Source organism: Candidatus Binatia bacterium (assembly GCA_036563615.1).
GTDB lineage: Bacteria > Desulfobacterota > Binatia > UBA12015 > UBA12015 > DATCMB01.
This window is the reverse complement of record DATCMB010000022.1, coordinates 347,655-373,314: the sequence shown is the minus strand read 5'-3', so window position 1 is coordinate 373,314 and position 25,660 is coordinate 347,655. Positions and strand designations below refer to the sequence as shown.

At 72.3% G+C, this 25,660-nt stretch carries 27 protein-coding genes; 14 read left to right on the top strand and 13 right to left on the bottom strand.

From position 1 onward, the window contains the following. Nucleotides 1-21 precede the first annotated feature (21 nt). From gspC to gspN, 12 genes are all read left to right on the top strand, one after another. Nucleotides 22-1,005, top strand: a complete 984-nt coding sequence (gene gspC / locus VIS07_20205; protein ID HEY8517840.1) for a type II secretion system protein GspC — start codon at nucleotides 22-24, stop codon at nucleotides 1,003-1,005. Further along, nucleotides 1,002-3,464, top strand: coding sequence for a type II secretion system secretin GspD (gspD, locus tag VIS07_20200; GenBank protein ID HEY8517839.1), 2,463 nt, complete (start codon nucleotides 1,002-1,004; stop codon nucleotides 3,462-3,464). The genes gspC and gspD overlap by 4 nt, the downstream gene beginning before the upstream one ends. 7 nt (nucleotides 3,465-3,471) lie before the next feature. After that, nucleotides 3,472-5,088: a type II secretion system ATPase GspE gene (gene gspE / locus VIS07_20195; GenBank protein HEY8517838.1), complete on the top strand. Its 1,617-nt coding sequence runs from the start codon at nucleotides 3,472-3,474 to the stop codon at nucleotides 5,086-5,088. A gap of 124 nt (nucleotides 5,089-5,212) precedes the next feature. Beyond that, a complete protein-coding gene (gene gspF / locus VIS07_20190) occupies nucleotides 5,213-6,433 on the top strand; it encodes a type II secretion system inner membrane protein GspF (GenBank protein HEY8517837.1) in 1,221 nt (406 codons plus the stop codon). 12 nt (nucleotides 6,434-6,445) lie between these two features. Continuing rightward, complete coding sequence (gspG, locus tag VIS07_20185) at nucleotides 6,446-6,889, top strand: type II secretion system major pseudopilin GspG (protein ID HEY8517836.1); 444 nt, start codon at nucleotides 6,446-6,448, stop codon at nucleotides 6,887-6,889. After that, nucleotides 6,849-7,586 carry a GspH/FimT family pseudopilin gene (locus VIS07_20180; protein ID HEY8517835.1) on the top strand — a complete coding sequence of 246 codons (738 nt, stop codon included), beginning with the start codon at nucleotides 6,849-6,851 and terminating at the stop codon, nucleotides 7,584-7,586. The genes gspG and VIS07_20180 overlap by 41 nt, the downstream gene beginning before the upstream one ends. 2 nt (nucleotides 7,587-7,588) lie before the next feature. Beyond that, entirely contained in the window at nucleotides 7,589-7,987 is a 399-nt protein-coding gene (locus VIS07_20175; GenBank protein ID HEY8517834.1) for a prepilin-type N-terminal cleavage/methylation domain-containing protein, read from the top strand. A gap of 8 nt (nucleotides 7,988-7,995) precedes the next feature. Further along, nucleotides 7,996-8,643, top strand: coding sequence for a prepilin-type N-terminal cleavage/methylation domain-containing protein (locus VIS07_20170; GenBank protein HEY8517833.1), 648 nt, complete (start codon nucleotides 7,996-7,998; stop codon nucleotides 8,641-8,643). Then, the gene (gene gspK, locus VIS07_20165; protein ID HEY8517832.1) at nucleotides 8,640-9,671 is read left to right on the top strand and encodes a type II secretion system minor pseudopilin GspK; all 1,032 of its coding nucleotides are present in this window, start codon (nucleotides 8,640-8,642) and stop codon (nucleotides 9,669-9,671) included. Before VIS07_20170 ends, gspK begins: the two co-directional genes overlap by 4 nt. A gap of 1 nt (nucleotide 9,672) precedes the next feature. Next, nucleotides 9,673-11,046, top strand: a complete 1,374-nt coding sequence (locus VIS07_20160) for a type II secretion system protein GspL (protein HEY8517831.1) — start codon at nucleotides 9,673-9,675, stop codon at nucleotides 11,044-11,046. Further along, nucleotides 11,043-11,642 carry a type II secretion system protein GspM gene (gene gspM / locus VIS07_20155; protein ID HEY8517830.1) on the top strand — a complete coding sequence of 200 codons (600 nt, stop codon included), beginning with the start codon at nucleotides 11,043-11,045 and terminating at the stop codon, nucleotides 11,640-11,642. The genes VIS07_20160 and gspM overlap by 4 nt, the downstream gene beginning before the upstream one ends. Next, nucleotides 11,639-12,556, top strand: a complete 918-nt coding sequence (gene gspN / locus VIS07_20150; protein HEY8517829.1) for a type II secretion system protein GspN — start codon at nucleotides 11,639-11,641, stop codon at nucleotides 12,554-12,556. The genes gspM and gspN overlap by 4 nt, the downstream gene beginning before the upstream one ends. 85 nt (nucleotides 12,557-12,641) lie before the next feature. On the opposite strand, the gene lpxC is transcribed toward gspN, so the two are convergent. The 11 genes from lpxC to VIS07_20095 all read right to left on the bottom strand — a co-directional run bounded on the left by lpxC (nucleotide 12,642) and on the right by VIS07_20095 (nucleotide 21,300). Then, nucleotides 12,642-13,937 carry a UDP-3-O-acyl-N-acetylglucosamine deacetylase gene (gene lpxC / locus VIS07_20145; protein ID HEY8517828.1) on the bottom strand — a complete coding sequence of 432 codons (1,296 nt, stop codon included), beginning with the start codon at nucleotides 13,935-13,937 and terminating at the stop codon, nucleotides 12,642-12,644. Between the two features lie 32 nt (nucleotides 13,938-13,969). After that, nucleotides 13,970-16,273 carry an ATP-binding protein gene (locus tag VIS07_20140; protein ID HEY8517827.1) on the bottom strand — a complete coding sequence of 768 codons (2,304 nt, stop codon included), beginning with the start codon at nucleotides 16,271-16,273 and terminating at the stop codon, nucleotides 13,970-13,972. Then, the gene (locus VIS07_20135; protein HEY8517826.1) at nucleotides 16,270-16,491 is read right to left on the bottom strand and encodes a DUF2905 domain-containing protein; all 222 of its coding nucleotides are present in this window, start codon (nucleotides 16,489-16,491) and stop codon (nucleotides 16,270-16,272) included. Before VIS07_20135 ends, VIS07_20140 begins: the two co-directional genes overlap by 4 nt. A 7-nt stretch (nucleotides 16,492-16,498) precedes the next feature. After that, nucleotides 16,499-17,512 carry a Holliday junction branch migration DNA helicase RuvB gene (gene ruvB / locus VIS07_20130; GenBank protein ID HEY8517825.1) on the bottom strand — a complete coding sequence of 338 codons (1,014 nt, stop codon included), beginning with the start codon at nucleotides 17,510-17,512 and terminating at the stop codon, nucleotides 16,499-16,501. Between the two features lie 23 nt (nucleotides 17,513-17,535). Beyond that, a complete protein-coding gene (gene ruvA, locus VIS07_20125; GenBank protein HEY8517824.1) occupies nucleotides 17,536-18,126 on the bottom strand; it encodes a Holliday junction branch migration protein RuvA in 591 nt (196 codons plus the stop codon). Between the two features lie 18 nt (nucleotides 18,127-18,144). Then, a complete protein-coding gene (gene ruvC / locus VIS07_20120; GenBank protein ID HEY8517823.1) occupies nucleotides 18,145-18,627 on the bottom strand; it encodes a crossover junction endodeoxyribonuclease RuvC in 483 nt (160 codons plus the stop codon). A 62-nt stretch (nucleotides 18,628-18,689) separates the two neighbouring features. Beyond that, nucleotides 18,690-19,442, bottom strand: coding sequence for a YebC/PmpR family DNA-binding transcriptional regulator (locus VIS07_20115; GenBank protein HEY8517822.1), 753 nt, complete (start codon nucleotides 19,440-19,442; stop codon nucleotides 18,690-18,692). Between the two features lie 87 nt (nucleotides 19,443-19,529). Further along, complete coding sequence (locus tag VIS07_20110; GenBank protein HEY8517821.1) at nucleotides 19,530-19,874, bottom strand: PspC domain-containing protein; 345 nt, start codon at nucleotides 19,872-19,874, stop codon at nucleotides 19,530-19,532. Beyond that, complete coding sequence (locus VIS07_20105; protein HEY8517820.1) at nucleotides 19,867-20,367, bottom strand: hypothetical protein; 501 nt, start codon at nucleotides 20,365-20,367, stop codon at nucleotides 19,867-19,869. The genes VIS07_20110 and VIS07_20105 overlap by 8 nt, the downstream gene beginning before the upstream one ends. Beyond that, nucleotides 20,364-20,885 (bottom strand): sigma-70 family RNA polymerase sigma factor, encoded by a 522-nt coding sequence (locus tag VIS07_20100; protein HEY8517819.1) that lies wholly within the window; start codon nucleotides 20,883-20,885, stop codon nucleotides 20,364-20,366. Before VIS07_20100 ends, VIS07_20105 begins: the two co-directional genes overlap by 4 nt. 22 nt (nucleotides 20,886-20,907) lie before the next feature. Next, nucleotides 20,908-21,300 carry a PspC domain-containing protein gene (locus tag VIS07_20095; protein HEY8517818.1) on the bottom strand — a complete coding sequence of 131 codons (393 nt, stop codon included), beginning with the start codon at nucleotides 21,298-21,300 and terminating at the stop codon, nucleotides 20,908-20,910. Between the two features lie 180 nt (nucleotides 21,301-21,480). Between VIS07_20095 and VIS07_20090 the strand changes: the two genes are divergently transcribed. Both VIS07_20090 and VIS07_20085 read left to right on the top strand, forming a co-directional pair. After that, nucleotides 21,481-22,197 carry a septal ring lytic transglycosylase RlpA family protein gene (locus VIS07_20090; GenBank protein ID HEY8517817.1) on the top strand — a complete coding sequence of 239 codons (717 nt, stop codon included), beginning with the start codon at nucleotides 21,481-21,483 and terminating at the stop codon, nucleotides 22,195-22,197. Between the two features lie 135 nt (nucleotides 22,198-22,332). Further along, a complete protein-coding gene (locus VIS07_20085) occupies nucleotides 22,333-23,505 on the top strand; it encodes a hypothetical protein (protein HEY8517816.1) in 1,173 nt (390 codons plus the stop codon). 72 nt (nucleotides 23,506-23,577) lie between these two features. Here VIS07_20085 and VIS07_20080 read toward each other — a convergent pair whose 3' ends face one another. Further along, nucleotides 23,578-24,642: a phosphatase domain-containing protein gene (locus tag VIS07_20080; GenBank protein ID HEY8517815.1), complete on the bottom strand. Its 1,065-nt coding sequence runs from the start codon at nucleotides 24,640-24,642 to the stop codon at nucleotides 23,578-23,580. Next, nucleotides 24,639-25,655 (bottom strand): phosphate acyltransferase PlsX, encoded by a 1,017-nt coding sequence (gene plsX / locus VIS07_20075; protein HEY8517814.1) that lies wholly within the window; start codon nucleotides 25,653-25,655, stop codon nucleotides 24,639-24,641. The genes VIS07_20080 and plsX overlap by 4 nt, the downstream gene beginning before the upstream one ends. Nucleotides 25,656-25,660 lie beyond the last annotated feature (5 nt).

The window sequence follows — 25,660 nt, the reverse complement described above, 5'->3', positions numbered from 1 at the left end:
GCTCGGAGCTCATCAGCGGACGTGGACGCGCGCGCTTTTACTGGAGGCTCTCCGAGGCGTCAATTGCGTGTCCACGCGCTTGCAGCCCTGCACGGGTTGGCATACGTGTCACGCGTCGTGCTCACGAGGATCCGCCGACCGTACTGGATTACGGCACACCTGATCCTGTTGGCCCTCGCCGCGACGTTCGCGGCTCAAGCCGTGTCCAGCGTCGTCCGGGGCCGGCTGTCGCGCGCCGGCGTCTCGTTCCAGCACGCCACGACCGATCGCGAGACCCGCACCAAGCTGCGGCCGCTGTCCGACTACCTCGCGATCGCGCGCCGCGACCTGTTCGCGGCGGTTCCGGCGACGGAGCCGGTGGTGTCGGGCTCGAGCACGACCCTGCGCAGCGGACCCGCGTCGGTGACCCTGCTCGGCACGGGCCGCTACGGCGCGAAGCGCTACGCGGTGATCGAGGACGCGCAGTCGAAGGAGCAGAAGATCCTCGGCATCGGCGACAAGGTGGGAGGAGCGGAGGTGATCGACATCGGTTGGCGGCGCATGACGCTGCGCCGTGACGGACAGGAGGAGCTGCTCACGGTGCCGCCGAACCTCGGCCTCGGCGGCGCGAGCACGACCACGACGGCCGTGTCGACCGCCGCCTCGACCCAGGCCGACGACGATTCGCAGATCCGCAAGATCGGCGAGGACCGCTACCTGGTCGCGCAGGCCGAGGTCGACCACTCGCTCGAGAACCTGTCGCAGCTCTTCACGCAGATGCGGGCGGTGCCCAACATGCAGGACGGCAAGACCAACGGCTTCCGCGTCTTCGCCATCCGGCCGGGCAGCCTGTTCCAGAAGATCGGTCTGCAGAACAACGACGTCGTCCAGCGGGTGAACGGCATCGAGCTCAACGACCCCGCGCGCGCGATGTCGTTGCTTCAGGAGCTGCAGGGCGAGAAGCGCCTCAACGTGGACATCGTCCGCGGGGGCGAGACTCGCACCCTCTCCTACGAGATCCGTTGAGCACCCGGGCCCCGCACGTGTCCCGCAGCCGACGCGGCACCGCGATCGTCGCCGTACTGCTGCCGCTCTTGGCCGTGCTCGCGCTCGGCGTGCCGACGCGCGCCCAGGACGAGCCCGAGCCGACGCCCCCGGCGGAGGCGTCCGCGCCGCAGCCGCTCGCGCCCGACGACCTCGTCGTGATGGACTTCCAGGACGTCGAGATCGCGACCCTGGCCAAGTTCATCAGCGAGATCACCGGCAAGAACTTTTTGCTCGACGAGAAGGTCAAGGGCAAGGTGTCGGTGATCTCGCCGAGCAAGATCACCGTCGACGAGGCCTACCGGGTCTTCCAGTCGGTGCTGCAGGTGAAGGGCTTCACGCTGGTCGACACCGGACCGGTGGTGAAGATCGTCGCGATCAAGGACGCCAAGACGGCCGGGCTGCCGGTCGACGGCGGCAAGACCGACCAGCCGTCGGACACCTACGTCACGCACGTCGTGCCGCTCGAGCACCTCGAGGCGCAGGCCGCCGCCCAGCTGCTGCAGCCGCTCGTGTCGCGCGACGGCCTGATCTCCGCCTACGCGCCGACCAACTCGCTGATCATCGTCGACAGCGAGGTGAACATCGCGCGTCTCGTCGAGCTGATCCTCGGCCTCGACGTGCCGGGCCAGGAGCGCACGGTCGAGGTCATCCACCTCAAGCACGCCTTCGCGTCCGACGTCGCGAACATCCTGCGCGAAGCGATCGAGGACCAGGACAGCGGCGCGCGCAGTACGACGTCGACGACGACGAGCTCCGTGCCCGGCGTCGGCACGGCGGGCAAGCAACCCGGCAGCGCGGCGCGCGGTCCGGGCGGGCTGCGCGTCGTGCCCGACGAGCGCTCGAACTCGGTGGTGGTGATCGGCAGCCCGCTCGAGCTCCGTCAGGCGTACGCGCTGATCGACAAGCTCGATCGTCCGCTGCCGCGGGGCACCGGGCGGATCAACGTCTATTACCTGCGCCACGCGGACGCGACGGAGATGGTGCAGGTGCTCGCCGAGCTCGTCGGCACGACGACCAACACGGTGCCGCGCCAGATCCTGCCCGGACGCGCGGTGACCGAGGGCGGCGGGCGCTTCGGCAGTGGCCGCTTCCGCACCGCGACCGGCTCGCAGTCGCTCGGCGACTTCGGCCGCAGCACGATCAGCCGCCCGAGCTCGGGCGCGCTGCCCGGCACCGGTCGCAGCGTGTCGCAGCCCGGCACGGCGGGCGGCGTGGTCAGCGCCGGCACCGGCGCGCCCGCGGTCGAGTTCGAGTCCGGCGTGCGCGTCACCGCCGACCCGGCGACCAACTCGCTGGTCATCAGCGCCGCGCCGCAGGACTACGAGACGATCCGCGAGGTCATCGAGAAGCTCGACATCCCGCGGCGCCAGGTGCTGGTCGAGGCGATCATCTTCGAGGTGTCGCTGTCGCGCGCGCGTCAGCTCGGCATCGAGATGCAGGGCGGCGTGTCGGCCGACGGCGGCGTCGCGCTGGGGCGCGTCAACTTCCGCAACCTGAACCCGGTGACGCAGACCATCCAGGGCGGCGACGCCGCGGGCCTCGGCAGCCTCTCCGGCCTGCTGGCCGCGCTGATCAGCGAGCAGTCGATCGTCCTCGCCGACGGCACCAAGATCCCGGCCGGCGCGCTGCTGCTGAGCGCGCTCGAGGCGGACACCGACATCAACGTGCTGTCCGCGCCGACGATCATGACCACCGACAACGAGGAGGCCGAGATCGTCGTCGGTCAGAACGTGCCGTTCGTCACCAGCCGCTCGACCAACGAGACCAACCTCGAGAACACCTTCAGCCAGGTCGACCGTCGCGACGTCGGCATCACGCTGCGGCTCACGCCGCAGATCTCCGAGGGCGACACCGTCCGCCTGCTGATCTTCCAGGAGGTGTCGGCGCTGGTCCCGACCAGCGAGCTGCAGGTGCTGCAGCTCGGTCCGACCACCACCGTGCGCTCGGCGACCACCAGCGTCGTCGTCAAGGACAACCAGACGGTCGCGATCGGCGGGCTGATCTCGGACTCGCTGCGCAAGAGCGAGAGCAGCGTGCCCTACCTGTCCGACATCCCGGTGCTCGGGAACTTCTTCAAGTTCAACGACGACTCGAAGGACAAGGTCAACCTGATCATCCTGCTGACGCCGCGCATCCTGCGGAACCCCGCGGTCATGGCGTCGGTGACGGAGGAGGAGCGCCAGCGCTTCCGCGCGGCGCTGACCGGCAAGAGCGTGTTCGCGGGGACGCGCGGCAAGGTCGAGCCGCACCGCCTGACGTCGGAGCGCGTCGCCCCGGGGCGGCCCGCGGAGCGCCCGCCGGAGCGGGCGACGACGGTGGGCGTCCTGCTGCCGGCCGAGAACGTGCGCAACCCGCGCGTCGACGTGGAGCCCGCGGACGGCGAGACCGGCGTGCTTCTGCCGTCGGAAGGCAGCGCGCCGCCGGCCGTGGCACAATAGGCGGGCGATGGCCACGCCACGCAGCAACGAGGTCGCGAGCGACGGCGGCGCGGCGCGCACCCTGCCCGACACCGCGACCGCAGCGACGCTCGCCGAGCGCTTCGGGCTACCGTTCCGCGACCAGCTCGACCCGCGCCAGGTCGACCCGGCCCTGCTGGCGCGGCTGCCGATCCAGTACGCGAAGCGCAGCGCCTGCCTGCCGCTCGGCGAGGACAACGGCGCGCTGCTGGTCGCGCTCGCCGACCCGCGCGCGACGCAGGTGGTCGACGACCTGCGCGCGCTCTACGGCCGTCGGGTGAGCCCGGTGGTGGTGCCGGCCGCGACCATCCTCGAGGCGATCAACGCCGCCTACGACAGCACCCGGGGCACCGCCGAGGCGGTGATGGGCGACATCGAGGCCGGCGAGCTCGACGCCGTCGCGCACGAGCTCGAGGAGCCGCGCGACCTGCTCGACGCCGACGACGAGGCGCCGATCATCCGGCTCGTCAACTCGCTGCTCTTCCAGGCGGTCAAGGACCGCGCGTCGGACATCCACATCGAGCCCTTCGAGCGCGAGGTCTCGGTGCGCTTCCGCATCGACGGCCTGCTCTACGACATCCTCAAGCCGCCGCGGCGCTACCACCCGACGATCGTCGCGCGCATCAAGATCATGGCCGGGCTCGACATCGCGGAGAAGCGCCTGCCGCAGGACGGCCGTCTGCGCTTCCGCGCCGCGGGACGCGACATCGACGTGCGCGTGTCGATCGTGCCGACGCAGTTCGGCGAGCGCGCGGTGCTGCGTCTCCTCGACCGCACGGGCGCGCTGCTGACCCTCGAGGAGCTCGGCCTCGCCGGCGACAACCTGCGGCAGATCGAGAAGCTGATCCACCGCAGCCACGGCATCATCCTGGTGACCGGCCCGACCGGCAGCGGCAAGACGACGACGCTCTACGCCGCGCTCTCGCGCCTCAACTCGAGCCTGCGCAACATCATCACGATCGAGGATCCGATCGAGTACCAGCTGCAGGGCGTCGGGCAGATCCAGGTCAATCCAAAGATCGACCTCACCTTCGCCAACGGCCTGCGCTCGATCCTGCGTCAGGATCCGGACATCATCATGGTGGGCGAGATCCGCGACGGCGAGACCGCCGAGATCGCGATCCAGGCGGCGCTGACCGGCCACCTGGTGTTCTCGACGCTGCACACGAATGATTCTTTTGGCGCGCTCTCGCGTCTCATCGACATGGGCATCGAGCCGTTCCTGGTGTCGTCGTCGCTGGTCGCGGTGATGGCGCAGCGCCTCGTGCGGCGCGTCTGCCCGTCGTGCCGCAAGGCGACCGTCGCGCAGGGTCCCGACGCCGCCGAGATCGGCCTCGAGCCCGGAACGACGATCTACCTCGCCGGAGAGGGCTGCGAGTCCTGCAAGGGCACCGGCTACCGCGGCCGCACCGGCATCCACGAGCTGCTGGTGCTCGACGACGCGATCCGCTCGCTGGTCATGCAGCGCAGCGACGCGGCCGCCGTGCGCCGCTACGCGACCGGACAGGGCATGCCGACGCTGCGCGAGGACGGCGCCGCCAAGGTCGCGGCGGGCGTGACGACGGTGGAGGAGGTGCTGCGGGTGACGCAGGAAGATGTGGTCTAGTCGGAGCTTTCCAACCCGGGGCATGCGCCCCTCGCCCCACGCGGCAGGGCCGCACGGGGCCCGACTCCCGCGCTCGTTTCGCTCGGCCGCGCCCTGCGCGCGTGGAACTCGTTCGTACTCGTAGATGCCAGTCTTCGCCTACCGCGGCCTCACCGCAGCCGGCCGCACCGTCCAGGGGGTCATCGACGCCGACAGCGCCAAGGGCGCGCGCCTGCGGCTGCGTCGTGACGGCATCTATCCGACCGAGGTCCGCGAGGAGCGCGGCCAGGCGCCCGCCGCGGCGAGCGGCTTCGCGCTGCGCCGCGGACCGCGCATCTCGTCCGCCGAGCTGGCGCTGATCTCGCGCCAGCTCGGCACCCTGATCGCGGCCGGCGTGCCCGTGGTCGAGGCGCTCGCCGCGGTCGGCGAGCAGAGCGACAAGCCCGCGGTCACGCAGGTGCTGTCGCACGTTCGCGACCAGGTGACGCAAGGCACGCCGCTCGCGACCGCGCTCGCCGAGTTCCCGACGATCTTCCCCGAGCTCTACGTCGGCATGGTGCGCGCCGGCGAGGCGGCGGGCGCGCTCGACCTCGTGCTCGAGCGCCTCGCGACCTACACCGAAGCGCAGACCCGGCTCAGCGCGCGCGTGCGCAACGCCCTCGCCTACCCCGTGCTCATGACGGTGGTGTCGACGGGCATCGTCGCCTTCCTGCTCGGCTTCGTCGTGCCGCGCGTGACGCGCATCTTCGCCGACCAGAAGCAGACCCTGCCGTTCCTGACGCGCGCGCTGCTCGGCGTCTCGAACGCGATCGCGTCGAGCTGGTGGCTGATCGCGCTGCTGCTCGTCGGCGCCATCGCCTGGCTGATGGCCGCGCGGCGGCGCCCGCAGTGGCGGCTGTGGCTCGACCGCAAGCTGCTCACCATGCCCTTCGTCGGCCCGATCGTGACGCGCATCGCGGTCGCCCGCTTCGCCCGCACGCTCGCGACGCTGCTCGCGAACGGCATCCCGCTCATGCAGTCGCTCGACGTGGCGAGCGGCGTCGCCGGCAACCGCGCCCTCGCGCAGGCGATCGACGACGCGCGGGCGGCGATCCGCGAGGGCCAGAGCATCGCCGCGCCGCTGCGGCAGTCCGGGCTGATCCCGCCGCTCGTCAGCCACATGATCTCGGTCGGCGAGCGCTCGGGCGAGCTCGAGGCGATGCTCGGCAAGGTCGCCGACAGCTACGAGCAGGAGGTCGAGAGCACGCTCGGCACCCTGACCGCCGTGCTCGAGCCCGTGACGATCGTCGTGATGGGTGCCATCGTGCTCTTCATCGTGCTCGCGATCCTACTTCCGATCTTCGAGATCAACGCGCTGGTGCGCTAAAAAGGTGAATCGATGAACGACCTCGTGAGAACGCGCCGGCTCGGACGACAGGACGGCTTCACCCTCATCGAGATCATGGTGGTCGTGTTCATCCTCGGCCTCCTGATCACGCTGGTCGCGCCGCGCATCCTCGGACGCACCGACGAGGCGCGCCAGACCAAGGCCGCCGCCGACGTCAAGGCGATCGAGCAGGCGCTCAGCCTGTACAAGCTCGACAACGGCTTCTACCCGACCACCGAGCAGGGCCTCGAGGCGCTGGTGCGACCGCCGACGACGGGGCTCATCCCGCGTCGCTGGAACCCCGACGGCTACCTCGACAAGGTGCCGGTCGATCCGTGGGGGTCGCCGTACGTGTTCCGCAGCGACGGCAGCAGCTACGTCATCATGTCGTACGGAGCCGACGGCGCCGAAGGCGGTGAGGGCGTCAACGCCGACATCGACTCGCGCAACCTGTGAGCGGCGCGAAGAGCGACGCGTGAGCTGGTCCGGGCGGGCGCGCCCGCCGGCCGCGAGCGGCACGTCTGCGCGGGCGACGAGGCGCGGCCGCGCCGCGCGGCGACCGGAGCACGACCGCTGCCTTCACGCGGCGCACGCGGCGTGCTCAGCGCACCCGACCTCCGCGAACGAGCGCCGAGCGCGCGGCTTCACGCTGCTCGAGCTCATGCTCACCGTCGCCCTGATCGGGCTCCTCGTGACGCTCGTCCTGCCGCGCCTCGGCCTTCTCGGCGGCGTCTCGCTGCAGGCGAGCGCACGCCAGCTCGCCTCGCGCATCCAGCTCCTGCGCGAGGACGCGGCGCTGCGCGGACGCTGGATCCGGCTGTCGTTCGATCCCGAGCAGGGCGCGTACGGCGCCGAGGTGCTGATCGACACCACGACCGGCCCGCGCTTCGTCGCCGCCGAGGAGCCGCTGTTCCGCCCGGTGCAGCTGCCGGACTCGGTGCGTCTCGACGTCGCCGGACCGGGGCTCACGACCACGTCGGAGGGCTACGTCGCGGCGCTCTTCGCCCCCGACGGCTACACCGATCCGCTGGTCATCCGCCTCGGCTCCGGTCCGGGCTCGGCGGACACCTACTCCGTCGTCGTCGAGCCGGCGCGCTCGCGGCCGCGCGTCGTCGAGCGCTGGGTCGACGTGCGCACGCTGGCGGAGCCGTGAGCATGAGCGCCGTGCTGCGCCGACGCGGCGCGAGCGGCTTCACGCTGCTCGAGGTGATGGTCGCGCTCGCCGTGATCGCGACCGCGTTCACCGCGCTGCTCGGCCTGCACGTGCGCAACCTGCGCCTCGCGGCGCGCGAGCAGGCGTACGCGCAGGCGCTGCTGCTCGCCCGCTCGCTGATCACCGAGGTCGAGCTCGGCGGCTACCCGGACGTCGGCGAGTCGCAGGGCGACTTCGAGGGCGAGTTCCCCGGACGCTACCCGGGCTACCGCTGGTACCGCTCGGTGAACGAGTTCCCCGCTCCGGACACGCGCGAGGTCACGGTGCGCGTCGTGCCGGACGGCGACGAGTCCGCGGCCGCCGAGCTGACGCTCTTCGTCCGCCCACGGCAGCAGCAATGAGAGCAGCCATGAACGCCGCGAGGAAACACGAAGCCGGCTTCTCGCTGCTCGAGATGCTGATCGCGCTCGCGATCGTCGCGATCCTCGCGCTCGCGCAGGCCGCTCCCTTCCAGCGCGCGATCAGCTCGCGCGAGCACGCCGAGGCCGCGATGGAGCGCGCCAACGCCGCGCGCCTCACGCTGCAGCGCCTCGCCGAGGAGCTGACCGGCGCCGTGGCGCTGCCCGACGAGCGCGGCCGCTTCACCGTCCTCGACCGCAGCGACGAGTTCCCGGCGAGCGAGATCAGCTTCGCGACCACGCAGGCGCGGCGCATGCGCGCGGGCGTGCAGGACCCGATCGAGCTCGTGCGCTACCGCCTCGAGCCCGGTCCCCGCGGCTCGGCGGGCGGCGTGCTGATGAAGGACCAGCTGCCGTCGGTCGCCGCCGAGGGCACGCCGCCCGCGACCAGCCCGATCCTCGAGGACGTGGCCCTCTTCACCGTGCGCGTGCTGCCCGAGACCGGCAGCGAGCTGCTCACCGCCTGGCGCGGCGGGCAGGACGGCGTGGCGATCCCGCGCGCCGTCGAGCTCGAGCTCGCGCTCGCCGACGACAGCGACAACCCGCCCGTCTACCGCCTGCTGATCGACCTGCCGATGGGCGGACGGAGCCGGTCGTGAGCGCGCGTCGTCGCCTCCGTCGGATCTTCGGCGACCGCGGCGTCGGCGTCCGCGGCACGGGCGTCCGCGACGAGCGCGGCATGGCGCTGCTCGCGGCGCTGTTCGCGGTCGCGCTGCTCACGGTGATCGTCGTCGAGATGACCGACGCGACGCTCGTCCACACCCACCTGACGCGCAACGCCGGCAACGCGATGGCCGCACAGCTCCTCGCGCGCTCGGCCGAGGTCGCGGGCGAGGCGCTGATCACCTCGGACGACACCAACGACCCGGACGTGACCTGTCCGAACGGCCTCTGGGCGGCGCCGATCATCGGCGTTCCCGTCGGGCCGGGCGTGGTCGGCCTGCAGATCACCGACGAGGGCGGCAAGCTCGATCTCAACGCCGTCGGCGACGCGCGCTACCGCGCCGCGGTGCAGGAGCTCTTCAGCCTGCTCGGCCTCGACCCGGACCTGGTCGACCGCATCGCCGCCTGGATCGCGTCGCCGAGCAGCGGCTCGCCGATGGCAACCGGGGAAGCGAGCGACTATTGTGCGCTTCCCATGCCGTGCGAGCCGCGCCAGCGTCCGATGTCGACGCTCGAGGAGCTGCTGCTGATCCGCGGCTTCGACGAGCAGACGCTGCGCGTCCTGCGGCCCTACGTCACGGTGATCCCGCGCACCGAGCAGCAGCGCTCGTCGGGTCCGCTGCAGCCCGTCAATCTCAACACCGCGGACTGGCGCGTCCTGCGCGCGCTCGGCTGCGACGTCGGCGAGAGCGACGCGCCACCCGCCTGCCCGTCCTTCCCGACCGACGAGCAGGAGCAGACCTGGCGCAACGAGGTCGAGGAGTGGAAGAAGCAGAAGTGCGCCGGCGCGCGCCGCGAGTGGCTCGGCACGAAGAGCAACCTGTACTCGATCCGCGCCTCGGGCACGGTCGGTGACGTGACGCAGGTCTTGCGAACGACGGTGCAGCGCTCGGGCGGACGCGCGCGGCGCCTGTGGTGGCAGGAGCGTCCGGTCGCGGACGTCATGCCGGTGGAGATCTCCTGACGTGCTGGCGCTCGGCGTCGACGCGACGCAGGACGCGCTGACCATCGCGCTGCTCGAGACGGGCGCTCGCACGACGCGTCTCGTCGGCACCTGGCGCGAGCCGCGCGACCCCTCGCGTCCGCTCGCGGAGCAGCTGCGCGCGCTCGTCGAGCGGCACGTGCCGAACGCTCCCGACGCCGTCGGGAGCGCGCTACCCGGGGCGGCGGTCAGCCACCGCGTGGTGCATCTGCCGTTCGCGGACGCGAGCCGCCTCGCCGCGACCGTGCCGTTCGAGCTCGAGAGCCTGGTGCCGTTCGACGTCGAGACCGGCGTCATCGCCTTCACCGTCCTCGAGCGCGAGGCGGAGGGCGCGGCGGTGCTGGCGGCGATCGCGCAGCGCGCCGACGTCGAGCGTCACCTCGAGGAGATGCGCGCCGCGGGGCTCGAGCCCGCGGTGGTCGAGGTCGCGACGCTCGCGCTCGCCGGGCTCGCGCGGCCGCGCAGCGGCGACGCGCTCGTCCTCGACCCGCGCGCCGATGGCGGCTTCGCGCTGTTCCGCGACGGACGGCTCGTCACCTTCCGCGTGGTCGACGCGCCCACCGCGGCGGAGCGCGCGCGCGAGCTGCGCTGGGCGGCGCTCGCGCTCCTCGACGGCGAAGCGGTGCCGCCCGTGCTGCTCGCCGCACCGCCCGACGAGGCGACGCGCGCCCTGGTCGGCGCGCTCGGCGCGGAGCAGATCCCGCTCGCGACCAGCCTGCCGCCCTGGGCGGCGAGCGCACCGGCGGCCGATCTGCGCGCGGTCGCGCTCGCGGCGCGCGCCGCCGGGCTCACGCCGCTCAGCCTCGACTTCCGCACCGGCGACCTCGCCTACCACGCGCCGAGCGAGGAGGCGTGGCACCAGCTGCGCATCGCGGGCTGGCTCGCGGTCGCGGCGGTCGTGCTCGGCCTCGCGGCCTTCGGCGCGGCGATCGCCGAGCGGCGCGCCGAGCTGGCCATGCTGCAGGGCGAGATCGCGCGCGCCGTCGCCGACGTGCTGCCCGGCGCCGCCCCGGGCACCGAGCGGACGAAGCTCGAGGGCGCAATCCAGACGCTCGAGAAGCGGCGCGAAGCGCTCGGCGGCGCGGCGGCCGGCCGCCCGACCACGCTCGAGCTGCTGCGCGGCATCCACGCCGCGGTGCCCGAGCAGGTGCCGGTGGTCATCGAGGACTTCGCGATCGACGACGACGGCGTGCGCATCCGCGGCCGCACCGACAGCTACGAGTCGGTCGACGTCGTGAAGCGCGCGCTGCAAAGCGTCCCCGGGCTCACCGACCCCGAGGTCAAGGACGTGAAGACCGGCGTCGACGGACGGATCGAGTTCCGCGTCGCGCTGCGCTTCGCGCCGGAGCGAGCATGACGCCCGCCCGGCCCGACGTCGCAGCGCTCGCCCGCTTCGTGCGGCCGCTCCGCGAGCGCGCCTCGGAAGCGCTCGGACGCCTCGAGCCCCGCGAGCGCATGCTCGTGCTCGCGGCGCTCGCGGTGACCGCGCTGCTCGTCGTCTGGCTCGGCGTGATCGAGCCGCTCGGCGACGCGATCTCCCGCCTCGACCGCGACGTCCAGCGGGCGCGCAACGACGCGGGCAGCATCGGCGAGCTGGTCGCGCGCTACCGCGCGCTGCGCAGCGAGGTCGAGGCGCTCGAGCGCGGCGCGAGCGCCGGCAACGGCGGTCCGTCGCTGTTCGCGCAGCTCGAGTCGCTGTCGGTGCCGATCGCCGGACGCGAGCGCATCGTGGCGATGAACCCGTCGACGCGCACGATCAGCAACGAGCTCACCGAGGAGATGGTCGAGATGCGCATCGAGGGCATCACGATGCGCGCGCTGGTCAACCTGCTCTACGCGATCGAGAACCGCGACCCGCCGATGAGCGTCGAGCGCGTCGCCGTCAAGCGTCAATACAAGGACCAGACCCGCGTCGACGCGACGGTCGTGGTCGCGCGGATCCGCCCGCAATGACGGCGATCCCGGCCAAGGCGGCGCCGCGCGGCTTCGTGGGCGCGGCGCTCGGCGTGCTGCGCACCCGCGCGCGGCTGCTCGGCTACGCGGCCTTCTTCCTGGTCGTGTTCTTGATCGCGCTGCTGCGCACGCTGCCGCACGACCTGATCGCGCGGCGCGCGCTCGAGGTGGCGCTCGCCGCGGCGCCGATCGAGGTCGGCTTCCGCGAGGTCTCGTTCGCCTTCCCGAACGGCTACCGCTTCTCGGACGTGCGGGTGACGTCGGCGCGGGGCGACGGACCGCTGGCCTCGCTGAGCGAGCTCACCGTCCGGATGCCGCTGCTGTCGGCGCTCACCGGCAACTTCCGACGCGCCGTCTTCGCTGGACGCGCGTACGGCGGCGAGCTGCACGGCGACGTCCAGCTCGCGGGCGAGCGCGTCGTCGGGTCGCTGGACGCGCGCGGCGTGTCGCTCGCGCCGGCGCTCGCCCCGCTCGTGCCGCCGCCCGGGCGCATCGCCGGCACCGCGGACCTGTCGCTGCGGCTCTCGGGCGACGGGCGCACGACGCAGAGCGCGGAGGGCGAGATCGAGCTCTCGGCGCGCAACGTCGCGCTCGAGGAGGTCACCGTGCGCGGCTTCCGCGTGCCCGACCTCGCGCTCGGCACCGTCACGGGCTCGGCACAGCTCTTCGGCTCGCGGCTGCAGGTCAAGGAGCTGCGCACCGCGGGCGACCAGCTCACGTTCGCCGCGACGGGCGACGTGCTGCTACGCGAGCCGGTCGCGCAGAGCGTGCTCAACCTGCGCTTGACGATCGACGTGCCGGCCGACGCGCCGCCCGCGCTGCGCGTCGCGACCGCGCTACTGCCGAAGCGCGGCCCCGGGCAGAACCAGGGCTACACGCTGAAGGGCACGATCGGCGCGCCGGTGCTGCGCTAGGCCGTCGGCGCCACGCGCGGCGGCGCTGCCTTGCCGCGCTTGCTGCGCGAGGCGGCGGACCGCGCCTGGCGCGGTCCGCGGTGCCCTACGCCCCGCCCGCCTGCGCCTCGGCGGCGAGCAGCTCGCGCACCATCGCGACGTTGTGCCGGTGGCCGGTCGCGCGCGCGATGATCTTGCCGCGCAGCGGACGCCCGAGCAGCGCGAAGTCGCCCATCACGTCGAGGATCTTGTGGCGCACGAACTCGTCGGGGAAGCGCAGCTCGCCGTTGATCACGCCGTCGTCGCCGATCAGGATGCAGTTGTCGAGCCGGCCGCCGGCGGCGAGACCGGCCGCGGCAAGACGCGTGAACTCGTGCACGAAGCCGAAGGTGCGCGCCGGCGCGACCTCGTCGCGGAACGAATCCGGACCGCGGTACTCGAAGACGTAGCGCTGCTGTCCCACCGGAGCCGGATAGATCAGCGTGTAGTCGATGGCGAAGCCGTCGTAGGGCTCGACGTCGAGGACGCTCTGCCCTTCCTCGATGTGGAACGGACGCTTGACGACGTAGGGCGTGATCCCGGGGCCCGGCTGGTCGACGACGCCCGCCTCCTCGATCAGATGGCAGAACTCGAGCGCCGAGCCGTCGAGCGCCGGCACCTCGTTTTCCATCTTGACGAGGAGATTGGTGACGCCGTAGCCGTGCAGCGTCGCGAGCAGGTGCTCGACGGTCTTGGCGCTGAAGCCGTTGCGGAACAGCGTCGTCGCGTAGCCCGTCGAGTCCGCGAACTCGACCAGCGCGGGCACGCTCTTCTCCGTCGCGAGGCTCTGGAAGACGATGCCGGTGTCGGGCGGCATCGGGTGCAGGATCACGCCGGTGCGGATCCCGGAGTGCAGCCCCTGCCCGCTCGCCACGACGCTCTTGCCGATCGTGCGCTGCGGCAGGTAGCCGTCCTCGCCCGGCGCGACGTGCGGCGCCACCGCGACGCCGCGTCCGGTGACCACCGAGCCGTCGTCGGCGTCGCTGCCGTCCGTGCAGCCGAGCGCGCGCTCGATCGAGCCCAGCAGGGCCTCGAGCGAGAACGGCTTCTCGATGAAGTCGATCGCCCCGAGCCGGGTCGCGCGCACCGCCGCCTCGATGTTGGCGTGGCCGCAGATGATGATCACCGGCAGGTCGGGGTGGGTCGTCTTGATCTGCTCGAGGAGCGCGATGCCGTCGATCTCGGGCAGCCAGACGTCGAGGATCACGAGGTCGGGCTTGCCCTCGCGCAGCAGCTCCAGGGCGCGTTTCCCGTCGCCCGCCTCGATCACCGCGAAGCCCTCGTCGCTCAGGACCCCGCGCAGGCTCTGGCGGATCTGCTCCTCGTCGTCGACGACCAGGATGGTCTTGCTCGGATTCGACACCCTGCCCCCATTAGCGTCCGCGCGGCCCGCCGTCACGCGGGCTGCGCGTGCGGCACCTCGAGCGTGTGCTCGCGGACCGGCAGCTCGATCAGGAAGCGGCTGCCGCGCGGCTGGTTGTCGCGCACGCGGATGAAGGCCTGGTGGTCGGCGAGCACCGCGGATGCGATCGCGAGCCCGAGGCCCGTGCCCTGCGGCTTGGTCGAGAAGTACGGCTCGAACAGCCGCGCCTTGACCTCGGGCGTCATGCCGATGCCGTCGTCCGCGATCTCGAGGCCGACCACGCCGCGCGTGGCGTCGTAGCGCGTCGAGACGTCGATCGCGCCGCGCACGACGATCTCGCCCGCGCCGTCGCCGTCGCCGCCGCGTCCCGCCGCCGGCACGCGCTCGCTGCGTCCCGGCACCGCCGCGATCGCCGCCACCGCGTTGTCGAGGATGTTGGTCAGCACGCGCCGCATGCCGTCGCGGTCGAGCTCGAGCGGCGGCAGCTTCGGGTCGCGGTCGAAGGTGAAGCGGATGCCGCGGTGCGCCTCGCGGAACAGCACCATCGCCTCGTCGACCAGCTCGTTCAGATCGGTCGGCACGTGCGTCCCGGTCGGCAGGCGCGCGAAGTGCGCGAACTCGCTGACCAGGTTCTTCAGCACCTCGACCTCGGCGATGATCGTCCGCGTGCACTCGTCGAGCACCGAGCCGCCGAGCTCCTTGGCGTAGCGCTTGCGCAGCCGCTGCGCCGAGAGCTGGATCGGCGTGAGCGGGTTCTTGATCTCGTGCGCGATGCGACGCGCGACCTCGCGCCACGCCTCCATGCGCTGCACCTTGAGCAGCTCGGTGACGTCCTCGAAGAACAGCAGCGCGCCCGTCGCACGGCCGTCCTCGCCGCGCAGCACGACGCCCGTCGCGAGGATCTGCCCCGCGCCCTCGCTCGACTCGACCGACAGGCGGTGCGGCGGCAGCTTGTCCCACACCTCCTCGCGCGCGCGCGTCTCGAGCTCGGTGAGCAGCTCGCGGATCGCGTCGTGCTCCTTCGCGGCGAACGCGTCGCGGAACGGCTTGCCGACGACGTGCTCGTCGATGCCGAGCATCGTGCGCGCCGCCGGATTGACGGTCTCGATGCGTCCCTCGCGGTCGATCGACACCACGCCGCCCGCGATGTTGGCGAGGATGGTCTCGAGCGTCTGCCCGCGCTCGGCGAGCGCGGTGTGCGTCGTGCGCAGGTTCGCCGTCATCCGGTTGAAGGCGGCGACCAGCGTCGCGACCTCGTCGCTGCCGGACTCGAGCTGGATGCGCTCGTCGTAGTGTCCCTCGGCGACGCGGCGCGTGCCCTCGGCGAGGCGCTGGATCGGCACCGTGATGCTGCGCGCGAGCACGAAGCCGAGCCAGGTCGCGCCGAACACCACCGCGAGCGCCGCGACGAGCAGCGTCAGCACGTAGTTGTTGATCAGCGGGCGGCGCATCAGCTTGAGCTGCTTGTACTGCTGCACGCTCTGCTGGATCTCGTTGCGCCGCCGCGTCACGCTGCGCGGGACGATCTGGTCGACGACGACGAGGCCGCGCACCTCGCCCGCGGCGTCACGGATGCGCGCGGCGGCGCGCAGCACCTCGCGTCCGTCGAGCGTCACGACGCGCGTGTACTCGTCGCGGGCGAGCGCCTCGGTGAGGAACTCGGCGTCCGGCGGCGCCGCGAACGCCTTGCCGAGCCGCTCCGCGGTCGACGTCACCACCGGCGCGCCCTCGGCGTCGAACACGGCGATCTGCGCGACGGCGTACTCGAGGCGCTTCGCGGCGAGGAACGGACGCTGGTCCGCGAGCTTCTTGCGCGACTCGCCGAGGCGTCGCGCGACCTCCTGCGCATCGCGCAGCGCCGTCGCCATGCCCTCGCGGTAGTAGGTGTCCGACATGTCGAGCGCGCCCTCGAGCGCGCTCTGCACCTGCACCGAGAACCAGCTCTCGATCGAGCTGCGGATGAAGCCCAGCGCGACCAGGAAGAGGAGCACCGCGGGGACGATCGCGACCAGCAGGAAGCCGCCGACCAGCCGCGTGCGCAGGTGCGAGCCCAGGACGCGCTGACGCCGCTCGACGACCAGCTTGATGATGTTCCGCCCGAGCAGGAACACCACCAGCAGGATCAGGACGATGTTGAGGTTGATGAGGAGGAAGAAGACGACGTTCTGCGACACCGACTCGCCGGTGGTGAACGGCGGCAGACGCGTCTCGAAGAGGAAGAAGAAGAGCGCCGCGAGCAGCGTCGCGGCGAGCAGGAACGCTTCGCGGCGTCGCCAGAAGCGGCTCGGCTCGCGGCGGTCCGGGGTGTCGGCGGGCGTCGGCGTGCTCGACCTCAACGGCGCAGCAGCCAGAAGATGAACGACAGCACCACGCTCAGCAGGATGCTGGTCGTGATCGGCAGGTAGAAGGTGAAGCCGTCGCGCTTGATCAGGATGTCGCCGGGCAGCCGCCCGAGACCGAAGGGCACGCCGGTGCGGGACAGCAGCATGAACAGGCCGCCCACCACGACGAGCACGATGCCGAGAAAGACGAGCGTGCGTCCGATGTCGGGCACGTCGCTCTTATAGCAGCCGGCCCTGCTTCGGTCCCGCCGGCGGGACGCGGCCGAAGTGCTCCCAGCAGCGCTGCGTCGCGACGCGGCCGCGCGGCGTGCGCTCGAGGTATCCCGACTGGACGAGGAACGGCTCGTAGACCGCCTCGATGGTCTCGCGCTCCTCGCCGAGCAGCGCGGCCAGGCTGTCGATGCCCACCGGACCGCCCGCGAAGCGGTCGAGCACCGCGAGCAGGATCGCGTGGTCCATCGGATCGAGGCCCGCGGGGTCGACGCGGTGCAGCTCGAGGGCGCGCGACGCCACCTCGGCGTCGACCGGCTTTCCCGGATGGTGCACCTGCGCGTAGTCGCGCACCCACTTGAGCTGCCGGTTCGCGATGCGCGGCGTGCCGCGCGAGCGGCGCGCGATCTCGGCCGCGCCCTCGGGCGACAGGTTCATGCCGAGGATGCGCGCCGAGCGGTTCAGGATCTGGATCAGCTCGTTCGGTGCGTAGAACTCGAGCCGGAACGAGGTGCCGAAGCGGTCGCGCAGCGGCGCGTTCAGCATGCCGGCGCGGGTCGTGGCGCCGACCAGCGTGAATGGCTTGAGCGCGAGCCGCATCGTGCGCGCGGTCGGCCCCTGCCCGATCACCAGGTCGAGCTCGAAGTCCTCCATCGCAGGATAGAGCACCTCCTCGACCTTGCGCGGCAGGCCGTGGATCTCGTCGATGAACAGGACGTCGCCTTCCTCGAGGTCGGAGAGGATCGCCGCGAGGTCGCCACTGCGCTCGATCGCCGGTCCCTGCGTCTTGCGGCAACGCACGCCCATCTCGCGCGCGATGATCTGCGCGAGCGACGTCTTGCCGAGGCCCGGCGGGCCGGAGAGCAGCACGTGGTCGAGCACGTCGCCGCGCTCGCGCGCCGCCGCGATCGCGACCGCGAGCGTGTTGCGGATCGACTCCTGGCCGACGTAGTCGGCGAGCGTCTCGGGGCGCAGCGACGCTTCGAAGCGCTGCTCCTCGTCGCTCACCGCGACCGTCGCCAGCGCCGGGTCCTTGCGCTCGACGCTCACCGCGCGAACCTCCGCAGCGCCTCGCGGATCGCCTCCTCGAGGGGCACGTCGCGCGGCACCTCACGCAGCACCTTCTCGGCGTCGGCGCGGCGGTAGCCGAGGTTGACGAGCGCCGACACCGCCTCTTGGTCGCGGCGGTCGCCGTCGCTCACCGCCGCCGGCTCGACGCCCGCCGCGAGCTCCTCTTCGCGCGCACGCTCGCGCAGCTCGAGGACGAGACGCTCGGCGATCTTCTTGCCGACGCCGGGGATGCGGGTGAGGCGCTGCACGTCGCCGCCGCCGAGCGCGCTGCGCAGCTCGGGCGCCGGGATGCCCGACAGGATGTTCAGCGCCAGCTTCGGCCCGACGCCGCTCACCGAGCGCAGCAGGTTGAAGACCGACTTCTCGGTGCGGTCGAGGAAGCCGAACAGCGTGAGCCCGTCCTCGCGCAGGTGCGTGACGACGTCGAGCCGCACGCTCTCCCCTTCGGCGGGCAGCCGGGCGAAGGACTGCAGGGACACGGCGACCTCATAGACGACGCCGCCGACGTCGACCAGCACCAGGCCGGGCGACTTGCTCTCGATCTTGCCGCGCAGCGCGCCGATCATGCGCCCGCCCGCAGCACCTCAGCGCACCGCTGGCACGAGCCGGCGCGCGAAGCTCGCGTGGCGCAGGTGGCAGATCGCGACGGCGAGCGCGTCGGTCGCGTCGCCGGCGACGTGGCGCGAGCCGGTCAGGGTGCTGACGCCGCGCGCGACCGCCTCCTTTTCCGCGCGCCCGGAGCCCGCGACCGCGAGCTTGACGGTGGCCGGCGGGTAGTCGACGACCGGCAGCCGGCGACGCCCCGCGACCGCGAGCACCGCGCCGCGGATCTCACCGAGGCGCAGCGCGCTCGCGACGTTGCGTCCGACGAAGGCGCGCTCGACCGCGATCGACTCGGGCGACCACTCGGCGATCAGCCGCTCGATCTCTTCGGCGATCGTGCCGAGCCGCAGCGCGAGGTCGCCGGGACGTGGTGCCGCGACGCCGGAGCCGAGCACGCGCAGCGTGTCGCCGCTTGCCTCGACCAGCGCCCAGCCGGTGACGCGCGACCCCGGATCGATCCCCATCACACGCACGTCCTGCCTCCACCCCGCCCGTCCGTCCGGCGCCCGCCGCCGGCGGAGAAGGATCACGCGGAGAGCCGCGCGACCTCGTCCGCGTCCAGATCCGCGTTCGCCGACACCGCCTGCACGTCGTCGTGGTCGTCGAGCGCTTCGAGCAGCTTGACGAGCTTCTCGGCTTCGGCGCCGCGCACCGCAACGGTGTTGCTCGGCACCATCGTCACCTCGGCGCTGCTGATCGTCGCCCCGGCGTTCTCGAGCGCCGCCCGCACCCCCTCGAACGACTCGGGGCTGGTCGACACCTCCCAGGTGCCGTCGGCGTCGACGACGTCGTCCGCGCCCGCTTCGAGCGCGACCTCCATCACCTGCTCCTCGCCGATCGACGGCCCCTCGATCATCAGCACGCCACGGCGCTGGAACATCCAGCCGACGCAGCCCGTCTCGCCGAGGTTGCCGCCGTACTTCTGGAAGAGATTGCGGATCTCGGCGACGGTGCGGTTCCGGTTGTCGGTCAGCGCGCGCACCATGATCGCGACGCCGCCGGGGCCGTAGCCCTCGTACATCACGTCCTCGTACGCGGCGCCGCCGTCCTCGCCGAGACCCTTCTTGATCGCGCGCTCGATGTTCTCGTGCGGCATCCGCGCCGCCTTGGCGGCGAGGATCGCGGTGCGCAGGCGAGGGTTGAAGTTCGAATCGCCGCTGTTGCCGAGACGCGCGGCGACGGTGATCTCGCGAATCAGCTTGGTGAAGACCTTGCCACGCTTCGCGTCCTTGGCGGCCTTCTTATGCTTGATCTGACTCCACTTGGAATGACCGGCCATCTTGCAGCAACTCCCGCAGGGGCGCGGGACGTTGCGTCACCACGCCGCGCAGGGTTCGTAGCACACCACCCCCGGGCGGGAAACGCGTCACCGGAAGCCGGTCGGCGGATCGGGCGAGGCCCAGGGCTCGGCGTCGGCGAAGCTCGGCGCGTACGGCATCACGACCCAGAGCACCAGGTAGATGATGATGCCGATGCCCCCGCCGAACAGCGTGCCGAGCACGAACGCGAGACGCAGCACCGTCACCGGGACGTCGAACTCGCGGGCGAGCCCGGCGCAGACGCCGGCGATCATCTTGCCCTCGCGGCTGCGCTGCCAGCCGCGCACCGGCGCGCGGCCTTCGAGGTGGCTGCCGCAGTAGCGGCACTTGATCGCCTCCGCGCGGATCTCCTCCGCGCAGAACGGGCAGCGTTTGAGCTGGGGTTCAGACATGGCTTTCCTTCCAGAACGCGTGCGCTTGACGCTGCACGAGCAGCGGAATCGCGCCGAACGTGAGGGCCGCGAGCGCCGCCAGCAGGACGGCGTAGCTCGCGACCAGGTAGGTCCCGAGCGGACCCGGCAGGAGCTCGCTCAGCAGCGCGTGCGCCGCGCGCAGCACCCACACGTCGAGCAGGACGAGCAGCGGGAACGCGAGCATCGCCGGTGCGAGCGCCGCGGCGAGCCGCCGAACGTCGAGCCGTGCGGCAGCGGATCGCGCGAGCCGCGCGTTCTCGGCGAGCAGCGGCGACGCCGCACGCAGCACGCGCTCGGCGAGCCCGGGCGGCGGCGCAACCGGCGCGCGTGCCGCGGCGACTTCGGGCGCGACCGCAGCGAGCCCCTCGGCGAGCGGCGCGCAGCGCGCGCAGGTCGCGACGTGCGCGGACTCCTCGTCCGGCAACGCCTCGCCGCGCACGAGCGCGAGCAGGATCGCCTCGCAGTCCCTCATGAAACGCCTCCGTCCGCTGCGCCGCCGCGGGCGAGACCGGCGAGCCGGGCGAGCGCGTGGTGCAGCCGGCTCTTCACGGTGCCGCGCGGACAGCCCAGGATCTCCGCGGTCTCGGCCTCGCTCGCGTCGTGCAGGACGCGCAGCACGACCACCTCACGCTGCGGCTCGGGCAGCGCGTCGAGCAGGCGGCGCGCGTCGATCGCGTCGTCGACCGGCGCGCGCGACGTGCCGGTCGCGGCGTCGGCCGCCTGCTCGACGTCGGGCGACGCCGGCACCGGCACGCCGCGCCGGCGCAGGTCGCGGCACAGGTTGAGCGCGATCTGGAAGAGCCACGTCGAGAAGCGCCGCGCCGGATCGAAGCTGCGCGCCGCCCGCACGACGCGCAGCCAGGTCTCCTGGTAGAGGTCCTCCGCCTCGGAGCCTGCGCCGGCGCGGTGCAGGAGCTGGTAGAGCGGACGCTCCCAGCGCGCGCACAGCTCGCGCAGCGCCGCGCCGTCTCCTGTCGCAACCGCCTGCATCAGCTCTTCGTCGGAGGCCAATTCAGATCATCGGGCCGTGTCGTCCCGTCGCCCCGCGCTCCGGCTCGTCGTCACCGAACAGACGCGCGGCGGCGTCCTTGGCCTCCGCGATCGCACGCTCGAGCAGCGAGTCGCCGTCGCGGTGGAACGGGATGGTCAGCCACAGGGCGAGATAGACGATCGGCCCGAGGAAGTGGAAGAAGGTCGCGAGCACGAAGGCCGCCCGCACCGCCCCGACCGGAACGGCGAGCGAGCGCGCCACCGCGGCGGCGACGCCGGCGATCTTGCGGTTCGGCTGCGCGCGGTACCAGCTCGCGGGATCGATGAACGACAGCCTGCTGCGGCAGTAGCGGCAGCGGATCGCCTCGGCCGCGATCTCCTCCGCGCAGTACGGGCACTTCTTCGTCGCTCCCATGCTCACCTCCTTGTGGCGCGCGACCGCATCTGCAGGATCGCGCCGCTCGTCCCGTAATACGCAGCAGCCGGGCGATCGGTTCACCGCGTTCCGCGGGTTGTCCCGCGGGATCTCCGAGGGTAGTCTGCCGCGCGGATCGGTTCGTCGCCCGTGCGGGCGGGCGATCGGTGGAGGTGGATGATGGTGAAGCGGAGGACCGACCGCCGCGCGCCGGCGCGGCACGCACGTTTCGTCGCCCGCCTGCTGTCGCGCGCGCTGCTGGTCGCGCTCGTCACGCTCGCCGCGGGCTGCGCGACCCGCTCGGTCCAGCCGCCCATCCAGGAAGGCATCGCCTCGTGGTACGGGCCCGGCTTCCACGGCCAGCGCACCGCGAGCGGCGAGACCTACAACCAGCACGGGATGACGGCGGCGCACCGCACCTGGCCGCTCGGCACGCGGGTGCGCGTCACCAACCTCGAGAACGGCCGTCAGGTGACGGTCCGGATCAACGACCGCGGCCCGTTCGTCGACGACCGCATCCTCGATCTATCGTACGCGGCCGCGCGCAAGCTCGGCATGGTCGAGAGCGGCACCTGCAGCGTGCGGGTCGAGCCGCTCGATCACGAGGACGGCGAGATCGGCACGGTCGCGTTCGCGGTGCAGGTCGCGGCGTTCGCCGACCGCGCGCGCGCCGACGCGTACCGTCGCGACCTCGCGTCCCTGAAGGAGCTCGAGGGCGGCTCGCTGCGCCAGCCGCGCGAGAACGTCTACGTCGCCTCGGGCGGCGACCGCAGCCGTCCCGTCTACCGCGTGCGCGTCGGACCGTACGCGCAGCGCGAGGAAGCGCAGCTGCTCGCGGCGTCGCTCGAGGAGCGCGGCCTGCCGGCGATCGTCGTCGAAGAGGTCGTGCGGCGCTGATCCATCAGGGATTCTGCGCCCCTCCATCACCGATCCTGCAGCGATCCGCGCCGCTCGGAGGACGACGTCGCCAGACGACGTCGGCGGCGACGAACATGCATTGAATTGGGCGCGCTTCCACACTAGAGCGGCGCCATGCGCTTCGACGTCCTCGATCCGAGCGGGCACGTGCCCATTCACCTCCTGAACCCCGACGGCACGCCGCGCGACACGCAGTCCGTCGTGCGCGAGATCGAGGCTCTGCCGCGCGACGCATCGCTCCGTCTGATCGGTCTGCGCGAGCTCACGCCGAGCGCCGCGTGCGATCTGTTCCGTGCCCTCGAAGGTCAGCCGCGTCCGTTCAGCGGCACGCTCGGGCTCGAAGCGGTCGCGCACAAGGCGGTGATCGAGGACGCCGCGCGCGCGGGCTGCGTCGCGATCGAGATCGAGCGCGAGGGCTCGCTGATCGACGGCCTCGCCTCGGGCGTGCACGAGTGCCGTCCGGCGCTCGATCGCGTGGTGTCGGCGCTGCGTCGCGTGCGCGGGCTCGGCATCGCGACGGTCGCCCGGCTGCCGCTCGGTCTCGCGCAGGACGACGAGGGCGTGTTCGAGCGCGCGCTGCGCTTCTGCCGGCGTGCGCTGATCGCCGTGCCGGTGGTGACGCGCGCCGAGCTCGCGAACGACGGCGCCGAGCGCCAGCCGCTGATGGATCCCGAGAGCGTCGCGAACGGCATCGACTGGGCGCGGCGGCGTCTCGCGCGCCACGGCGCGATCTGGCGCCGCGCGCTGTTCCCGGGCGGCGTCCGCAACCTGGCGCTCGCCGCCGGCTACCGGCTGCGCGCCGAGGCCGCGCAGGCGCGGCGCGGGCGCTACACCGTGCGCATGCAGCTCCTGCGCGCGCTGAACCGCACGCGGCGCGCGCGTGCGCGCTCGCCGTACGTCGTGACGCCGGCCGGCCAGCAGGCGCTGCCGGAGGGCTCGATCGCGCGCCGGGCGTGGCTGCGCACCAAGGCGGTCAGCGACGAGCGCATGCGGTCGCTCTTCATCCAGGTCGAGGGCGCGCTCGACCTGCGCGGGGCGCGGGCGCTGCTCAAGCGCGTCAAACAAGCGGTGCAGGCCGGCTACCAGCGCATCACGATCGACGTGAACGGCGTCGAGGCGGTGTCGCGCGAGGTGGTCACCGGCTTCCTCGTCAAGAACAAGGAGCGTCTCGCCGAGGTCGCGGCGTGCACGCGCGTGGTCAACCTGCGCGGCGTGCTCGAGGCGCTGCGCCAGCAGCTCGGCGACACCGAGGACCTGCGGCTGATCGAGTACGCGGCGCGCGCTTGACGGGCGGCGCGGCCTGCCCGACGCGCGGCGCGTGCCCGACGCCGTCCGAGTCCGAGCCGCCGCGCAGAGCCGTCAGAGCTCGCGTCCGGTCCAGTCGCGCAGGATCTGCGCGTAGTCCAGCTCGGGGAACTGCTCCGTCTCGCCGCCGCGGCGCCAGCGCGCCTGCAGGCGCTCGAAGGCCGCCTTGAGCCGCGCGCGCAGCATCGCTTCGTGCGGGGCGGGGTTCGCGTAGCCGGCGCGCTGCAGGATGCGGATGATGCGCGTGCGGCTCGACGGCTTCAGATGCCCGCGACGCACGAGGTCGTCGAGCGAGTTGCGCAGCCGGTCGCCGCTGTAGCTCGCCTCCTCGATGAGGGCGCGCGCGATCGCCTTCAGCGCCTCGTCGTCGATCAGCCCGAGCTCGAACAGCGACGCTCCGGTCTGGAAGTAGTTGAACGCCGGCACGAGACGCGGGCCGAAGGCGTGGAAGCGTCCCGGCGGCGTGCGCTTCTCGAGGTTGATGTAGATCCGCTGCACGACCTCGGAGTGGCTCTCGAGCGCTTCGATCGCGCGCGCGACGCGCGCGATCGCGCTCGGCTCGACGTCGAGCGTGCGCAGCATCTTCCGCACCGCCTCGACGTCGAGCCGGCCGGCGAGGATGTCGGCGTACACCGAGTAGATCAGCGGATCGCTCTCCCAGTCGTCGCCGAACAGGATCTCGCGCGCGGCGGCGGGTCCGCGCTGCCGGCTCTCGAGCAGCTCGCTCAGCTTGTAGCCGACCTGCTCGCGCAGGCTGCGCCAGCGGCCGCGCACCAGGTTGCGCAGCTGATCCTTGAAGATGATGCCGTCGTACTCGATGCCGTCGAGCTCGAGCTTCTCGCGGATCGCGTTGCCGATCTGCGGCGGGCTCGCCGAGAGAAAGAACACGAACGGCCGCTGCGAGCGCGCGACCGCGCACCGACGGAGCCCCTGGATGACCTGCGGCACCCCCGGCAGGTGGACCTTGTCGCTCCCCGCCTCGAAGGGGATCTTGACCATCTGCCGCAGGCTCTCGAACTGCGTGCGCAGGTAGGTCTTGTCGAGGTCCCAGCGGAAGGTGATCGCGGCCTGCTCGATCGCCTCCGTGGTGGCTACGTCCGGCGCGGCGACGTCGCTCACCGGATCTGCGCCAGCGTCTCCGCGATCTCGGGCGAGATGCGGTCGCGCACCGCCTTCGCCGCCACCTTGATCGCGTTGCGGATCGCTGGCGCGGTCGAGCGGCCGTGCGCCTTGATGCAGAGGTTTTCGAAGCCGAGGATCGGCGCGCCGCCGTAGGTGCGGAAGTCGGTCAGGTCGCGCATGCGCGCGATGCCGCTCGACATCATCGCCATGCCGAGCCGCCAGCGCCAGCTCTCCTGCGCGGCGTGCGCGGCGAGCGTCGCCGCGATCTCGCCGATGCCCTCGATGAGCTTGAGGACCACGTTGCCGAGCAGACCCTCGGTGACGATCACGTCCGCCTTGCCGGTCGCGACGTCGTTGCCCTCGATGTTGCCGACGAAGTTGATCGCGGGCAGCGACTTCATGCGGCGGTACGCCTCGACCAGCACCTCGCCGCCCTTGGTCTCCTCGCTGCCCATGTTGAGCAGGCCGACCCGGGGGTTCGGGACCTTCGAGATCCGCCGCGCGTACGCGCTGCCCATGACCGCGAACTGCGTGAGCTCGACCGCGTCGCAGCGGACGGTCGCGCCGACGTCGAGCAGCAGCCCGAGCGTGTCCTGACCGGGGTACTCCGTCTGGCGCGGGAAGACGCTCGCCAGCGCCGCCTTCTTGACCCCGCGGATCAGCTTGAAGTGCTTCGCCGCGGCGAGCACGCAGGCGCCGGTGTTGCCCGCCGACACCATCGCGTCGGCCTCGCCCGCCGCGACCATGCGCGCGGCGACCGCGATCGAGGCGTCCCGCTTGGCGCGCAGCGCCTCGCGCGGGTCCTCGCCCATGCCGATCGCGGACGAGCAGTGACGGACCGAGATCAGCTCGGGGTTGTACGGCCCCTCGTCGAGCAGCGCCTGGATCTTGTCCGCGCTGCCGACCAGGATCATCTGGATGTCCGTCTCGAGCGACGCCTGGGCGACGCCGCGGACCACCTCCTCCGGCGCGAAGTCCCCACCCATGGCATCGACCGCGATGCGTGGCATCCTGC

Coding starts and splice junctions, on each gene's coding strand:
- ruvA (HEY8517824.1), bottom strand. CDS start 18,126: ATGATCGGCGCGCTGCGCGGCAAGATCGAGAGCAAGTCGCCCGGCCTG.
- VIS07_20170 (HEY8517833.1), top strand. CDS start 7,996: ATGAACGCCGCGAGGAAACACGAAGCCGGCTTCTCGCTGCTCGAGATG.
- gspN (HEY8517829.1), top strand. CDS start 11,639: ATGACGGCGATCCCGGCCAAGGCGGCGCCGCGCGGCTTCGTGGGCGCG.
- gspF (HEY8517837.1), top strand. CDS start 5,213: ATGCCAGTCTTCGCCTACCGCGGCCTCACCGCAGCCGGCCGCACCGTC.
- gspE (HEY8517838.1), top strand. CDS start 3,472: ATGGCCACGCCACGCAGCAACGAGGTCGCGAGCGACGGCGGCGCGGCG.
- ruvC (HEY8517823.1), bottom strand. CDS start 18,627: ATGGGGATCGATCCGGGGTCGCGCGTCACCGGCTGGGCGCTGGTCGAG.
- VIS07_20110 (HEY8517821.1), bottom strand. CDS start 19,874: ATGTCTGAACCCCAGCTCAAACGCTGCCCGTTCTGCGCGGAGGAGATC.
- VIS07_20085 (HEY8517816.1), top strand. CDS start 22,333: ATGCGCTTCGACGTCCTCGATCCGAGCGGGCACGTGCCCATTCACCTC.
- gspG (HEY8517836.1), top strand. CDS start 6,446: ATGAACGACCTCGTGAGAACGCGCCGGCTCGGACGACAGGACGGCTTC.
- VIS07_20115 (HEY8517822.1), bottom strand. CDS start 19,442: ATGGCCGGTCATTCCAAGTGGAGTCAGATCAAGCATAAGAAGGCCGCC.
- VIS07_20105 (HEY8517820.1), bottom strand. CDS start 20,367: ATGAGGGACTGCGAGGCGATCCTGCTCGCGCTCGTGCGCGGCGAGGCG.
- VIS07_20100 (HEY8517819.1), bottom strand. CDS start 20,885: ATGCAGGCGGTTGCGACAGGAGACGGCGCGGCGCTGCGCGAGCTGTGC.
- VIS07_20090 (HEY8517817.1), top strand. CDS start 21,481: ATGGTGAAGCGGAGGACCGACCGCCGCGCGCCGGCGCGGCACGCACGT.
- VIS07_20175 (HEY8517834.1), top strand. CDS start 7,589: ATGAGCGCCGTGCTGCGCCGACGCGGCGCGAGCGGCTTCACGCTGCTC.
- gspM (HEY8517830.1), top strand. CDS start 11,043: ATGACGCCCGCCCGGCCCGACGTCGCAGCGCTCGCCCGCTTCGTGCGG.
- VIS07_20095 (HEY8517818.1), bottom strand. CDS start 21,300: ATGGGAGCGACGAAGAAGTGCCCGTACTGCGCGGAGGAGATCGCGGCC.
- plsX (HEY8517814.1), bottom strand. CDS start 25,655: ATGCCACGCATCGCGGTCGATGCCATGGGTGGGGACTTCGCGCCGGAG.